At 64.4% G+C, this 13,775-nt stretch carries 15 protein-coding genes and 1 pseudogene; 8 read left to right on the top strand and 8 right to left on the bottom strand.

What is annotated here, in order from left to right:
- Positions 1–7 precede the first annotated feature (7 nt).
- The gene (gene ctaD / locus AAFG13_RS30440; protein ID WP_176528842.1) at positions 8–1,624 is read right to left on the bottom strand and encodes a cytochrome c oxidase subunit I; all 1,617 of its coding nucleotides are present in this window, start codon (positions 1,622–1,624) and stop codon (positions 8–10) included.
- 81 nt (positions 1,625–1,705) lie between these two features.
- A complete protein-coding gene (coxB, locus tag AAFG13_RS30435) occupies positions 1,706–2,545 on the bottom strand; it encodes a cytochrome c oxidase subunit II (protein ID WP_097676655.1) in 840 nt (279 codons plus the stop codon).
- A gap of 487 nt (positions 2,546–3,032) precedes the next feature.
- Here coxB and AAFG13_RS30430 point away from each other — a divergent pair, with 487 nt between their 5' ends.
- On the top strand, positions 3,033–3,560 hold the full coding sequence (locus AAFG13_RS30430; protein ID WP_342709112.1) for an invasion associated locus B family protein: 528 nt from the start codon (positions 3,033–3,035) through the stop codon (positions 3,558–3,560).
- Positions 3,561–3,692: 132 nt separating this feature from the next.
- Here the strand turns inward: AAFG13_RS30430 and AAFG13_RS30425 are convergent, their stop codons facing one another.
- The 3 genes from AAFG13_RS30425 to AAFG13_RS30415 are packed head-to-tail and all read right to left on the bottom strand — an operon-like array spanning position 3,693 to position 5,246.
- Positions 3,693–4,295 (bottom strand): TlpA disulfide reductase family protein, encoded by a 603-nt coding sequence (locus AAFG13_RS30425; RefSeq protein WP_342709111.1) that lies wholly within the window; start codon positions 4,293–4,295, stop codon positions 3,693–3,695.
- Between the two features lie 29 nt (positions 4,296–4,324).
- The gene (locus AAFG13_RS30420) at positions 4,325–4,843 is read right to left on the bottom strand and encodes a hypothetical protein (RefSeq protein ID WP_342709110.1); all 519 of its coding nucleotides are present in this window, start codon (positions 4,841–4,843) and stop codon (positions 4,325–4,327) included.
- 10 nt (positions 4,844–4,853) lie between these two features.
- Entirely contained in the window at positions 4,854–5,246 is a 393-nt protein-coding gene (locus AAFG13_RS30415) for a DoxX family protein (RefSeq protein ID WP_342709109.1), read from the bottom strand.
- A gap of 148 nt (positions 5,247–5,394) precedes the next feature.
- On the opposite strand from AAFG13_RS30415, the gene AAFG13_RS30410 reads away from it, so the two are divergent.
- From AAFG13_RS30410 to AAFG13_RS30390, 5 genes are all read left to right on the top strand, one after another.
- On the top strand, positions 5,395–5,877 hold the full coding sequence (locus tag AAFG13_RS30410; protein ID WP_342709108.1) for a helix-turn-helix domain-containing protein: 483 nt from the start codon (positions 5,395–5,397) through the stop codon (positions 5,875–5,877).
- Between the two features lie 257 nt (positions 5,878–6,134).
- Entirely contained in the window at positions 6,135–7,559 is a 1,425-nt protein-coding gene (gene tldD / locus AAFG13_RS30405; protein WP_342709107.1) for a metalloprotease TldD, read from the top strand.
- Positions 7,559–8,329 (top strand): signal peptidase I, encoded by a 771-nt coding sequence (lepB, locus tag AAFG13_RS30400; RefSeq protein ID WP_092119164.1) that lies wholly within the window; start codon positions 7,559–7,561, stop codon positions 8,327–8,329. Before tldD ends, lepB begins: the two co-directional genes overlap by 1 nt.
- Before the next feature lie 118 nt (positions 8,330–8,447).
- A complete protein-coding gene (locus tag AAFG13_RS30395; protein WP_342709106.1) occupies positions 8,448–8,795 on the top strand; it encodes an MmcQ/YjbR family DNA-binding protein in 348 nt (115 codons plus the stop codon).
- Positions 8,792–9,358: a nucleotidyltransferase family protein gene (locus tag AAFG13_RS30390; protein ID WP_342709105.1), complete on the top strand. Its 567-nt coding sequence runs from the start codon at positions 8,792–8,794 to the stop codon at positions 9,356–9,358. The genes AAFG13_RS30395 and AAFG13_RS30390 overlap by 4 nt, the downstream gene beginning before the upstream one ends.
- 341 nt (positions 9,359–9,699) lie before the next feature.
- Here the strand turns inward: AAFG13_RS30390 and AAFG13_RS30385 are convergent, their stop codons facing one another.
- Both AAFG13_RS30385 and AAFG13_RS30380 read right to left on the bottom strand, forming a co-directional pair.
- Positions 9,700–10,428 (bottom strand): hypothetical protein, encoded by a 729-nt coding sequence (locus tag AAFG13_RS30385; RefSeq protein ID WP_342709104.1) that lies wholly within the window; start codon positions 10,426–10,428, stop codon positions 9,700–9,702.
- A gap of 36 nt (positions 10,429–10,464) precedes the next feature.
- Positions 10,465–11,571, bottom strand: coding sequence for a MipA/OmpV family protein (locus AAFG13_RS30380; protein WP_249132707.1), 1,107 nt, complete (start codon positions 11,569–11,571; stop codon positions 10,465–10,467).
- A gap of 25 nt (positions 11,572–11,596) precedes the next feature.
- On the opposite strand from AAFG13_RS30380, the gene AAFG13_RS30375 reads away from it, so the two are divergent.
- On the top strand, positions 11,597–12,277 hold the full coding sequence (locus tag AAFG13_RS30375; RefSeq protein ID WP_342709103.1) for a response regulator transcription factor: 681 nt from the start codon (positions 11,597–11,599) through the stop codon (positions 12,275–12,277).
- Complete coding sequence (locus AAFG13_RS30370) at positions 12,274–13,641, top strand: HAMP domain-containing sensor histidine kinase (RefSeq protein WP_342709102.1); 1,368 nt, start codon at positions 12,274–12,276, stop codon at positions 13,639–13,641. The genes AAFG13_RS30375 and AAFG13_RS30370 overlap by 4 nt, the downstream gene beginning before the upstream one ends.
- On the opposite strand, the pseudogene AAFG13_RS30365 reads toward AAFG13_RS30370, so the two are convergent.
- Positions 13,642–13,772: pseudogene (locus AAFG13_RS30365) on the bottom strand (ArsC/Spx/MgsR family protein); the annotation flags it as partial.
- Positions 13,773–13,775 lie beyond the last annotated feature (3 nt).

Here is a 13,775-nt window from a genome sequence, read left to right as displayed (position 1 = left end):
CTTGGACTTACTGCACGCGGGGCAGCACTTCGAACTGGTGGAACGGCGGCGGCGAGGTCAGCGTCCACTCCAGTGTGGTCGCACCCGCACCCCACGGATTGTTCGCGGCCTGCTCCTTGCGGACGAACGCATCGATCACGCCGTAGATGAAGATCAAGACGCCGATGCCGGAGATGTAGGAGCCCCAGGAGGAGATCAGGTTCCAGCCGGCGAACGCATCCGGATAGTCGACGTAGCGGCGCGGCATGCCCGACAGGCCGAGGAAGTGCTGCGGGAAGAACACCAGGTTGACGCCGATGAAGGTGAACCAGAAGTGCGCCTTGGCGATCCGCTCCGAGTACATGTAGCCGAACATCTTCGGGAACCAGTAGTACCAGCCGGCGAAGATGCCGAACACGGCGCCGAGCGACAGCACGTAGTGGAAGTGGGCCACCACGTAATAGGTGTCCTGCAGCACGCGGTCGACGCCGGCATTGGCCAGCACCACGCCTGTGACGCCGCCGACGGTGAACAGGAAGATGAAGCCGATCGCCCAGATCATCGGCGCCTTGAACTCGATCGAGCCGCCCCACATCGTGGCGATCCACGAGAAGATCTTCACGCCGGTCGGCACCGCGATCACCATCGTGGCGGCGACGAAATAGGCCTGCGTCGCCGACGACATGCCGACGGTGTACATGTGGTGCGCCCACACCACGAAGCCGATGCCGCCGATCGCGACCATGGCGTAGGCCATGCCGAGATAGCCGAACACGGGCTTGCGCGAGAAGGTGGAGACGATCTGGCTGACCATGCCGAAGGCGGGCAGGATCAGGATGTACACTTCGGGGTGGCCGAAGAACCAGAACAAGTGCTGGAACAGCACGGGATCGCCGCCGCCGTCAGCCGCAAAGAAGGCGGTGCCGAAATTGCGGTCGGTCAGCAGCATGGTGATCGCACCGGCGAGCACCGGCAGCGACAACAGCAGCAGGAACACGGTCACCAGGATCGACCAAACGAACAGCGGCATCTTGTGCAGGGTCATGCCCGGCGCGCGCATGTTGAAGATCGTGGTGATGAAGTTGATGGCGCCGAGGATCGACGACGCACCGGCCAGATGCAGCGACAGGATCGCGAAATCGACTGCCGGACCGGGATGGCCCGAGGTCGACAGCGGCGCGTACATGGTCCAGCCCGCACCGACGCCGTTGGCGCCCGGCTCACCCTCGACGAAGGTGGAGAGCAGCAGCAGCGCGAACGAAGCCGGCAGCAGCCAGAACGAGATGTTGTTCATGCGCGGGAACGCCATGTCCGGCGCGCCGATCATCAGCGGCACCATCCAGTTGCCGAACCCGCCGATCATCGCCGGCATGACCATGAAGAAGATCATGATCAGACCGTGCGAGGTCACGAACACGTTATAAGTGTGGGTTTCGTGGAATATCTGGACGCCCGGGTACATCAACTCGGCACGGATCGCGATCGACATCGCAGCGCCGATGATGCCCGCGATCACCGCAAAGACAAGGTACATCGTACCGATGTCCTTGTGGTTCGTGGAGTAGAGATAGCGCCGCCATCCGGTCGGATGGTGGGCGTGATCATCATGGGCGTGATCGTCGTGTGTCGCTGCGCCTGTCGCCATGTTCAAAATCCTGCCTTGCAGTCCCTCTCGGACCTTGCGGTCCCGTCGCCCTTATTCCGTCCGCGCCGTGAGCCGTCAGGCTTACTGCGCCGCCTGACCAGCCGAGGCGTAGGAATTCGCCGGGTTGGTCGCAAACTTCTTCTTGGCCCCTTCAACCCAGGTCGCGAACTCCTGGTCGCTGACGACCCGCACCGCGATCGGCATGAAGGCATGGTCCTTGCCGCACAGTTCCGAGCACTGGCCGTAGAACACGCCGGTCTTGGTGGCCTTGAACCAGCTCTCGTTGAGGCGACCGGGGACCGAGTCGATCTTCACGCCGAAGGCCGGCACCGCGAAGGAGTGGATCACATCGGCGCCGGTGGTCTGGATCCGCACCACCTTGTTGACCGGGACCACCATCTCGTTGTCGACGCCGAGCAGGCGAGGCTGCTTGTCCTTGTCGAGCAGCGAGTCGAACTCGAACTTGCCGTTATCCGGGTAGGCGTAGGACCAGTACCACTGCTTGCCGGTGACCTTCACGGTGAGGTCCGGCTTCGGCACGTCGAGCTCCAGAAACAGCAGGCGGAACGACGGCACCGCGATGCCGACCAGAATCAGGACCGGGATCAGCGTCCAGGCCACTTCGATCAGGGTGTTGTGGGTGGTCTTGGAGGGGACCGGGTTGGCCTTGGCGTTGAACTTCACCACCACGATGACGAGCAGCGCCAGCACGAACAGGGTGATGACGGTGATCAGCACCAGCAGGAAATTGTGAAACCAGATGATGTTTTCCATCACCGGGGTCGCAGCTTCCTGCAGCGTGTGTTCCCACGGCGCCGGCTGCCCCATTTCGGCGAAGGCCGATCCCGCGGCGACTGACGCCACACCCGCCACCGCCAACCCCAGCAATTGCCTGCCCAACCGGCCAATCGACATCTTCATGCCGTTCGCGCTCCCTTGCATTATTCCCCAACGCACCCCCGGCAATTGACCGGAGATACAGCACGATCCGCCCTGACAAATGGCCTTCCGGACATACCCGTCTCTGAGTCAAGGTGGGTACGGGAGCCAGATCGCTAGAACGCGTCGAAATCCAGCCTCTCAAACCATAATTCGCAGGCGCTCGCAATGCAGTAGTACGGCCGAAAGCCATGCGCGTGCGATGAAGCTGCCGCTTGCGATTTTTCCCGCAGAATCAAGCGAAAGTCGCCGAAACAACGCCGCGCACTGTTGACAGGGGGATTACCGGATGTAGGCACAGACGGGATAGCCCGCAGGAACCTGATTCGCTGCGGGCTGCCCCAATCCGGCGCGGGAACGGCTTCAAGATCGCCTTCAAGGCGCCCAATTGCGGTATCAGTCGACTGATGCGTGCTACCCGGCGGCCTCGACGGCCGGACCGACCGAACAATCAAAGGATCGACCCCGGATGGGCGCTTCGAACATTCAGGCAGGACGAAAGGCCGGCTGGCTCGGCGGGCTGCTGTTTCTGGCCCTTTCCTTTGGCCTGACCCAGCCGGCGAACGCGCAGGGCGCGGTGCGCTCGGTCCATGGCGACTGGCAGATCCGCTGCGACACCCCGCCGGGCGCCCAGGCCGAGCAATGCGCGCTGATCCAGAGCGTGGTAGCCGAAGACCGCTCCAATGCCGGCCTGACCGTGATCGTGCTGAAGACCGCCGACCAGAAGAGCCGCTTGATGCGCGTGGTCGCCCCGCTCGGCGTGCTGCTGCCCTCCGGCCTCGGCCTCAAGCTCGACAACCAGGACGTCGGCCGCGCCGGTTTTGTCCGCTGCCTGCCCAATGGCTGCGTCGCCGAGGTCGTGATGGACGACAAGCTGCTCGGCCAGCTCAAGAACGCCAAGACCGCGACGTTCATCATCTTCGAGACCCCGGAAGAGGGCATCGGCTTTCCGCTCAGCCTGAACGGGCTGGCTGAGGGCTATGACAAATTGCCGTAGGGTGACTCACCCTGCTGCGTCACAAGGCACAGCAGCACGTAGCCCGGAAGGAGCGCAGCGCAATCCGGGGCTAGTCAATCCGCGATTGGAGCGGTCCCGGGTTTCGCTGCGCTTCATCCGGGCTACGCCATCTCACCGCCCACCGCCCGCATAATAGTCGAACAACCCGCTCGCCTCCGCGGACAGCCAGTCCGCCTCGCCCGTCATGTAGCCTTCGACCTGTCCGGTGATGCCGATCAGGAATGAGATCGGCATGCCGTAGAGCGCGAACGGCGTGTCGAGCTGGGCGGCGTCGACGCGCGAGACGAGGCCGCCGGGATCGAAGCCGATCGTGAGGTGACGAAGCTTGAGCTGCCTGACGTAGGGCGCGACCAGCGCGCGGTTGCGATCGGTGCTGACAGCGACGACCGCGAGATCGCTGCGGCCGCTGGCGGCGAGGCGATCCAGCATCGGCAGCTCGGTCCGGCACGCGGCGCACCAGGTGGCCCAGAAGTTCACCAGCACCAGCCTGCCTTTGAATGCAGTGAGGTCGATCGCGCCGCCGGCCAGCGCCGGTATCGCCACCGGCGGCACCGGGCGCGCGCCTTGAACCAGCGTGAACTGATGCCGGATGGTGCCGAATGGCGGCGGTCCAGACGCGGCGCGCGTCCGTGCTGCCGGCATCGCGAGCGCGGCGCCGGCGCCGATCATGCCGGCGACGAAGGCGCGGCGGGTGGGCACGCGAACTGACGTCATGTTGGAGTTCTCCGCTCGGGCTTGTTCGCTCAGGACCGGATGTAGGACCAGCCGGCTTCTTGCAATTCGATGATGCGTCCGGGCCCGTTCGGCACCAGATCGACATTGTCGAGCAGGACCAGCGGATGTCCCTCGGCGCGTTCCATGCCGAGCTTGGTGGCTTCACAGACCACGAAGCGGATGTCCGGCGTGAGCCCCCGCACCACCCGCAACAAATCCTTCACCGGCGAGGTATCGGCGCGCAGCATGTGGACGCCGGCATTGTAGGCAACGACCTCGATCTCGAACGGCTCGTTGCGCTCCCGATAATATTTCGGGAGGTTGAGCGCGGTCGAGATCAGGGCCCGCATCGTGGTCGGGTCGTCGCTGTTGATCGGCAGCACCACATGGTGCACGCGCGGCTCGGGCTTCTTCGCCTCAAGCGTTTTGTGCTCGGGTTTGGAGACCGCCGCGACCGAACCGGTGAGCAGCAATGTCACGGCGAACGGCACCGCGAAGGCCAGTACGACCCCCGCGGCCAGCGTCAGGATGCGGCGAGAGACTCGCATCGCACCCACCTCACGGTGCGCTCGGGACCAGGGCGAACTGGCTGCGCTTGGCGTAGGCGACGATCGCGCTCAACGTCAGCAGCACCAGGGCGGGCACCGGCGAGCCACCGATCAGGAACAGATGCGTGATGGTGGCGCCGATCATGATGCAGGTCAGCAGCAGGCCGCCGAAGGCCGCGACCGGGGGCACCAGGATCAAGACCGCACCGAGCAGCTCGAGCGATCCGGTGAAATAGCGGAACCACTGGCCGAGCCCGATATGCTCGAATTCCGCGACCAGCATCGGCACGCCATAGAGCTTGGCGGCGCCCGCGGCGGCAAAGGCCAGCGCGAGCAGGCCCCTCACGACCCAGAGGGTGACGGATTTCCAGCGCGACGGCGCGGCGACAACGGCAACTGACATTGGTGACTCCCCAAGTACTCGAACCAAGGTTCGAATCGACCGGACCGCGCGGCCCTGCCGCCCATTCGGCGACCGACCCACGGCTTTCGATGCACTAAATTCGGGAGTAAGATGAAAAGGACAAGTAGGATGCTTTTTGTGAGGTAGTATGAAAAAACTGACTATTGAGCCCGCCGAGCCTCCGGCGGCGTCCGAGCCGTGCAATGGCGACCTGTCGGCGCAATTTCATCGGGCGCTGTCGGTGCTGGCCGGGAAATGGAAGGGCGACATCCTCTGGCAACTGGTCGAGCGCAAGCGCCGGTTCGGCGAATTGCGGCAGGCGATCCCCGGCGTGACCCAGCACATGCTGACCACCCAGCTGCGCGATCTCGAGGCCAACGGCCTGGTCAAGCGCACGGTTTATCCCGAGGTGCCGCCGCGGGTTGAGTACGAGATGACGCCGTCAGCCAAGGCGCTCAAACCGGTGTTCGATGAACTGTACCGGTGGGCGCAGGAGCATGGTTTCCCGACCTCGGCGCAGGGCGCCGCCGGTGGCGCGCAGCCGAAGCCGGCACCGCAATCGAGCGATGCCGACGAGCCGGAAAGCCAGCCGCGGAAGGCGGATCGGCGCGGGGTGATGACGACAAGGTGACAATCGCGTGGGGCTGCCGTGATCGACCGCATAGCCGCGGGCACTCCCGGTTTGCCGCCCCAAACACTATCTTTGCCGATCGCCGTCCAGGCCTGAACCGGGACCGGCACAGGTTTCCGGGTTGTAAGGTGAGTTTTCCGCTCGTCTCTGCTTCAATCGCCCGAAAGTCCTGCTGCGGGTTCCGCACTGGCAATCAGCTGCGCTTCAGGCAAGGATGACAAGGAACGCCTAAGGAATCGCACTGCGTCGGAGTGACCATGACCAATCCTGCCACCACCTCCCTGCTCGACCGCGCCAATCTGGACCGCGATGCCGTCCGCCGCGAGGTGTCCCGCGGACTCGAAGGCGCCGACGACGGCGAGCTGTTCCTGGAGTTCGGGCAGACCGAGGCTCTGGTGTTCGACAACGGCCGACTGAAACAGGCTACCTACGACACCTCGCAGGGCTTCGGCCTGCGTGCCGTCAAGGACGACGCGGTCGGCTATGCGCATTCCTCCGACGTCTCGATCCCGGCGCTGATTCGCGCAGCGGACGCGGTGGCGGCGGTGCGCGGCGGCTATGCCGGGACTTTCGCCGCGGCGCCGGCCCACACCAATGTCAGGCTCTATGGCGACGAGAACCCGCTGGATGGCCCGGCGTTTGAGGCCAAGGTCAAGCTGCTCGGCGAGATCGACGCCTATGTCAGGGACAAGGACCCGCGGGTGCGGCAGGTCTCGGCCAGCCTCACCGCGACCTGGCAGGTGGTGGAAATCCTGCGGCCCGACGGCGAGAGCTATCGCGACATCCGTCCGCTGGTGCGCGTCAACATTTCCGTGGTCGCCGGCCAGGGCGACCGGCAGGAGAGCGGCAGCAAGGGCTATGGCGGCCGCGAGGGCTACGCGCGCTTCATCGAGACCAAGGCCTGGCGCGATGCCGCCGACGGCGCGCTGCGCGAGGCGCTGGTCAATCTCGAATCGGTGCCCGCGCCCGCCGGCGAGATGGACGTCGTGCTCGGCGCCGGCTGGCCCGGCGTGATGCTGCATGAAGCCGTCGGTCACGGGCTCGAGGGCGACTTCAACCGCAAGCAGACCTCCGCTTTCGCCGGCCTGATGGGCCAGCAGGTCGCGGCCAAGGGCGTTACAGTGGTCGACGACGGCACCATGGTGTCGCGCCGTGGCTCGCTGTCGATCGACGACGAGGGCACCCCGACCAACCGTACCGTGCTGATCGAGGACGGCGTTTTGGTCGGCTACATGCAGGATCGCCAGAATGCCCGCCTGATGGGCATGAAGCCGACCGGCAACGGCCGCCGGCAGAGCTATGCCCATGTGCCGATGCCGCGCATGACCAACACCTACATGCTGTCGGGCGACCGCGACCCGGCCGAGATCATCGCCTCGGTGAAGAACGGCATGTATGCCGCCAATTTCGGCGGCGGCCAGGTCGACATCACTTCGGGCAAGTACGTGTTCCAGTGCACCGAGGCCTACAAGATCGAGAACGGCAAGCTCGGCGCGCCGCTGAAGGGCGCCATGCTGATCGGCAATGGACCGACCGATCTCCACAGGATCACCATGATCGGCAACGATCTTGCGCTGGACACGGGAATCGGCACCTGCGGCAAGAACGGCCAGGGCGTGCCGGTAGGCGTCGGCCAGCCGACGCTCAGGATGGAACGGATTACGGTCGGAGGAACGGGCTAGTGAGCAGCGGAAACGAAGTCGTGGCGGCCAAGCCGACCAGCTGGCGCGGGCAGGCCGTGCAACTGGCGGCGATCGTGGCCGTCGTGTTCCTCGCCAAGGGCGCGATCGCCGAGCCGTTCTACGTGCCATCGGGCTCGATGGAACCGACGCTGCTGATCGGCGACGCGCTGGTCGCCTCGAAATTCCCCTATGGCTATGGTGCGGCGTCGCTGCCGATCCAGATCACGCTGCCGGAGACCGGCCGCGTGTTCGGCGAGACGCCGAAGCGCGGCGACGTCGTCGTATTCCGCTGGCCGGGCGACCGCTCGCAGGCCTGGGTCAAGCGCGTGGTCGGGCTGCCCGGCGATCGCATCCAGATGCGGCAGGGCCAGCTCTTCATCAACGATCATCCGGCGGCGCTGAAGCCCGACGGCACCGGCTTTGCCGAGGACGATCGCGGCGGCGGCGAGGACGCCTATCGTTATATCGAGACGCTGCCGAACGGCGTCAGCCACGCGATCTTCAAGATCCGCGACAATGGCAGGCTGGACAACACGGCCGAGGTGACGGTGCCTGCAGGCAATCTGTTCGTGCTCGGCGACAACAGGGACAATTCCGCCGACAGCCGCGTGCCGGTGCGCGATGGCGGCGTCGGCCTGTTGCCGATCGACAATCTGATCGGCCGCGCCGATGCGGTGGTCGGCTCCTGGGACATGGGCATCCGCAGCCAACCGGTCTGGACCTGGCTCTCCGGCTTCCGCCTCGCACGCTTCTTCACCTCGGTGCAGTAAGCTCTAACGGACCCGTAGCCCGGATGGAGCGCAGCGCAATCCGGGATCTCTCGCTCGGCAAGATGTCCCGGATTTCGCTTCGCTCCATCCGGGCTACATTCTTTATGGGATGATTGCCGTGACCTTCGACGACATCAGGCGCATTGCACTGGCGTGGCCGGAGGTCGAGGACGGCTCTTCCTACGGCACGCCGGCGCTGAAGGTGCGCAAGAAGATGCTGGTGCGGCTCAAGGAAGACGGCGACAGCCTGGTGATGCCCGGCGTGCCGCCCGATGAGCACGACATGCTGGTCGAGAGCCAGCCGACGGCGTTCTACTTCACTGATCACTACCACGACTATCCGATCGTGCTGATCCGCCTGTCGAAGGCCAAGCGCACGACCGTCGAGCCGCTGCTGCGCCGGCACTGGCGCACGCTGGCATCGAAGAAAGCGGCCAGGGATTACGACGCGACCGTTCCATCGTGACGCAAGACCAATTCCTCACTGCTGTGCTGCGCAACCCGGTCAATCAAGCGATAACCGACGAGCTGCACCGCGTTGCCCTGCCCGACGCCTGGCTGGTGTCCGGCTGCCTGGTGCAGACCGTGTGGAATGCGCTGACCAGCCGGCCGATCGATCACGGCATCAGCGACTACGACATCTTCTATTTCGATCCGGATACGTCGTGGGATGCCGAAGACGTCGTCATCCGCGACCTCAAGGCGCGGCTTGGTCATCTCGGTGTCGCGATCGAGGCGCGCAACCAGGCCCGCGTCCATCTCTGGTATCCCGACAAGCACGGCCTGCCCTACCCCGCGCTGTCGCGCTCAACCGACGGCATCGATCGCTTCCTCACCGCGACCACGCAGATCGGTATCCGCCGCAGCACCGATGTTTACGACGTCTATGCGCCGAACGGTTTCGACGATGTCGCCGGCATGATCGTGCGGCCGAACCTCACCGCGAATTTTTCCGCGGCGAATTATGCGAACAAGGCCGCGCGGTGGAAGGCGTTGTGGCCGGAGGTCACGGTGCTGGCGCCGGAGTAGCCTGTCGTCCCTGCCTAGTGCGCAATTGCGCACGGGAGCAGGGACTCATAACCACAGATGGAGGTTGTTGGGCGGTCCTGAAATGACAAGTCCCATTCGCCACGTCCGCCGCGGAGTATGGGTCCCTGCTTTCGCAGGGACGACGATGTATGTGCGGCCCTAACGCACCACGCCTGACGTGAACCCCGCCTTGCGATGCTGCGTGCCTGATCTAGGCGTAGATGATCAAGCTCAGACTCACCAGGAAAATCACGGCAACGCCAAGCAAGATGGACAGCAGGAACCAGTACCGGTCAAACATCGACGTCTCCAAAGGAGTTCTCCCAGCTTGTTGATTGGTATCAGCGGACAGCCGCGAGATGCATGTCGCCCAACGTCGTCGGCAGGCTACGCGTAATGAGGTCGACAATCGCCCGGTGCAGGCCCTCATCGTTGCCATCGCCCGAGCTGATCGGAAAATTCCCGTCGACCGGCCGGCTCGGACCGGCGAGCGGGACATTCCCGGCATTGCCCAGCGGCTGGGCCGCCTTCTTGTCGATGACGTCAAACGTCTTGCCGTCGATCACTCTGATTTCGTAGAGCGCATAGATCTGGCTGTAGGATTCCGTCACCGTGCGGTAAGTGATGAAGCCGACGCCTTCGACCTTTCGGTGGCCGCCACCGTAGACCGCCTGCGCCTTGGTGATGACGATATACGCATCGAGCCCTTGCGGAGACACTTCGGTTCGAACCAGCTGCTTGAACGGATCGCCGCGAACAAGGTTGGCGGGCGTGAACACGGAATCCTTGATCGCGGCAAAGGCGGAACGGCTGTAGGTGACCGGCTGCACCTGAAAGCGGCCGCCCAGCGCCGCCGTCGCCTGCTGGACGATCAGATCATCAAGTCCCCACGGCTCGATAGGGAAGCTTTTGCTACCATTGTCCAGGCCCGTGAGCCCTCCCTTGGCGACGGTCACTTGATCGCCGACCGCCGAAATGATGCCGACGGTCTTGACCGCCTGCAGCTTGCTTTCGCTGGTCGCAAACGTCGCGCACCCGGCCACATTTGCGGCGACAAGAACGACCGCCACGAAGCTCGCACATCGACCGCTGCGGCGCATGGGCTCTCATTGAACCTTGACGTCGAATGAATAGGAGGCGCCGACGCCGAACGTGGTCTGATTTGCCGAGCCGCGGACCGTCACGATCGGGCTCTTCGCGGCGTCGCCGAGCAGTCGATCATATTCGACATAGGAATGAACTTCCCACTTCGGATTGATCCGATACGACAGCTGCGCGCCGACGCCGGCCGAATGCGCCCCGCCTTTGGCGTCAAAGACCGGCAGCCCGGTCGCCATCGCATGCACGGTATCGATGCTGAAATAGGGCGAGACCGCCTTCGCAGTCTCCACCGTGAAGCGCGGTCCGGCGGAAACGGTGAAGCCACCAAACACCGGCACGATGAAGTCCGCCGAGAAGTCGGAAACGATGCCGTGGTGCCCGCCAAGGCCCTGGCGCGTCTCGTTGCGCACACGAAACCAGTCGACCGGAAAGTATTCGACGAATCCGCCGAGCTCGAAGGCCGCGCTGACGTCAGCAAGACCGTTGAGCTCGGAATACCTGCTCGCTCTTCGCGACGTCACGAACTTGCCGACGGGGCCGGCCCGAAAATCACCGAAGTCGACGATCGCGATGCTCGCGTTGTCGCGCGGGCTGCGAAACTGGTCGACGGTGCCGGGGCGACGGATCGCGAAAATCGGGACCGGGGCGAACTTGCTGTGGTTTGTACCCTCGAAGTCCGGTCTGGACGCCCCGCTCGCGCCAATCATCACAGTCCAGTTGCCCGAGACCGAGGGCAGGAAAGGGACTGAAAAAGGCGGAGCCGGCAACGTGAACGCGGTTTGCGCGGCAGCCTGACCGGGAAAGGCCGCGACAACGCCGAATGCGGCAGGAAGAGCAGCAACGACGGCACGACGCGCGGCCTTCGCCGCGCAAGAACGGGAGAACTCTCGCATGGCGGAATGCTCAAAACCTCTGACCTGGGCCTTGTGGGAAGGGTTGCTGCATGGTCGCGGGTAGGTGGCCTGTGAACATTGCCCGAAGATTGCCGCGCCGCGAGCGCGCGCAAGACGCGAAAGATTCGTGGCTTGTCTCGTCAAAGCGGACTGTCGATAGGTGCTGTGAGCGCTGAACCATCGCTGGCGCGATGCCGACACAATCGTCTGCAAGATCATCGGCCGACCATGCGAGGGAAGGTCTGTGCGCTTTCTCGTGATCGAAGACGAACCGCAAATCGCCGCCTATCTCGACCGGCTGCTCGGACAGCTCGGCGGCGTTATCGACATCGTCGAATCCGTTACGGATGCGAGACATGCGCTCAGCAGTTTCAACTACGATCTGGCGATCGTCGACCGAATGCTGCCCGATGGCGATGCGCTCAATATCGTCACGACGCTGAGCCGACAGCCGGACAGGCCGGCCATCATCATGCTGACCGCCAAGGACGCCAAGGAAGACGTGATCGACGGGCTGAACGGCGGCGCCGACGACTATCTGGGCAAGCCCTTCGAGCCGCAGGAGTTCATCGCGAGAGCACGGGCCGTGCTGCGGCGGCCCCGCGTATCCGTGTCGTCAATGCTCTCGTTCGGCAATGTCGAACTGAAGATCGGCACCAACGAGGCGACCGTCGCCGGTCACACGGTCCTGCTCCGGCGCCGCGAGGCCTTGATCCTCGAGGCGCTCTTGATGCGACGCGACCGCGTCATCGCCCGCGAGGCACTGATCGAGGCCATCTACGGATTCGACGACGAGATCGAATCCAACACGCTCGAGTCGCAGGTGTCTCGGCTTCGCAAGAGGCTGTCCGAACTTGGCAGCAACGTCGAGATCCGCAGCATGCGCGGCATCGGCTACATTCTCAGGATGGCAAATATCCGATGACGTCGATCGCACGGACATTGACGCTCTCGCTCGGGATGGCCGCCGCCGTGATTTTCTTCGCCGCGCTCGGCCTCGTCTTCTGGCTGTTCGTCGCGAAGGAGCCCGAACGCAGCGGCTGCTTTGCGGCCGCCTACGTTCTTGGTCGCGCCACCGAGGTCAACCCCGGCGACGGGGTCACAGTCCGCCCCACCGCCCGATTGGAAGAGCTGAAATCCCAAAGTCCGGATCTGTGGTACGTCGTGGCTTACGGCGATATGACAAGCGAGTTCGGACGTGAACGCAGGCCGCCGCTTCCGGTTTCGCTGCCCTTTATCGGACCGAGCGGTCTTTCCATGCTCAAGTCGCTCGACAAGAAAAGTTCGTTCTGCATGGTCGTCATGCACACCGGCCACGTCCCCGAACTCGTGATGATGATCGGAAACGCCCACGTCCGTCCTGACCAGATCGCGATGTGGTTCATCCTGAAAAATCTGTTGGAGATTTCCCTCTACGCGGCGGGGTACGTATTGATCGTGGCGATCGGCGTGTTCCTCGCCGCGCGCTTCGTGGCGCGCAGCATCGAACGGGTGACGAAGCTTGCGCTCGCGATCGATCCGGCCGCGCCGCAGGGATCGATTTCGCTCGATCGGGTCCCCGCAGAACTGAAGCCGCTGGCCACAGCGCTGAACCGCGCGTTTGATGAGATCCACGCCTATATCCGGATGCAGCGCCGGTTCCTTGGCAATGCCGCCCATCAACTCCGCACCCCCCTGACGTTGTTGCGCGCCAGGGTCGAGGACGTGACCGATCCCGCCTTGCGGGTGGAGCTGATTCACGATGTCCGCCGGCTGACCTCGCTTGTTTCGGCCATGCTGGACCTGGCGCGGCTGCAAAACGGGACGCTCGAAAAGCGGCCGATCGACCTTGCGACCGTGACGCGCGACGTGCTGGCAGATTTCAGCCCGTCGGCTTTGGACGCCGGGATCGAACTCTCGCTGGAACACAGCGACGAACCGGCCACCACGGTACAGGGCGTCGAAGCTGCTATCAGGAGCGCGCTGGCCAACCTGGTCGGCAACGCACTGATTCACGCCCGGGGCGCCCGATGCATCAGGGCCAGCCTCAGCCGCGGCCGCGTATCGATCAGCGACGACGGCGCCGGACTCGCTCCGGGCTCGGAGCGCAAGCTGATCGAGCCATTCCAGACCGGCGGCACGGCCAGGAACAGCGCCGGCCTCGGCCTGTCGATCGTGCAGGAGATCATGGCCTCACATGGCGGTGAGCTCGTCATTGCGTCGAACCGTGGACAGGGAACGACCGCTTGCCTTCGCTTTCCGGAGGCCGCGTTGGCCATGCCAATTCAGCGCGCGGCCGGGGTAACCTGAGAGCGGCCGGTTGATGCGGATCGGATGGGCGATCATCGCGTCCAGAGGCCGGTCAACACCCAGCGACGCATCCGGGAGCCCGAGCGCCTGCCAGGGCGTCGCCCCTTTTCCCGGATCAGGTCACGCACCGACGA

The sequence above is a fragment of the Bradyrhizobium sp. B124 genome, assembly GCF_038967635.1.
Lineage (GTDB): Bacteria > Pseudomonadota > Alphaproteobacteria > Rhizobiales > Xanthobacteraceae > Bradyrhizobium.
This window is presented reverse-complemented; position numbering and strand designations above follow the sequence as displayed.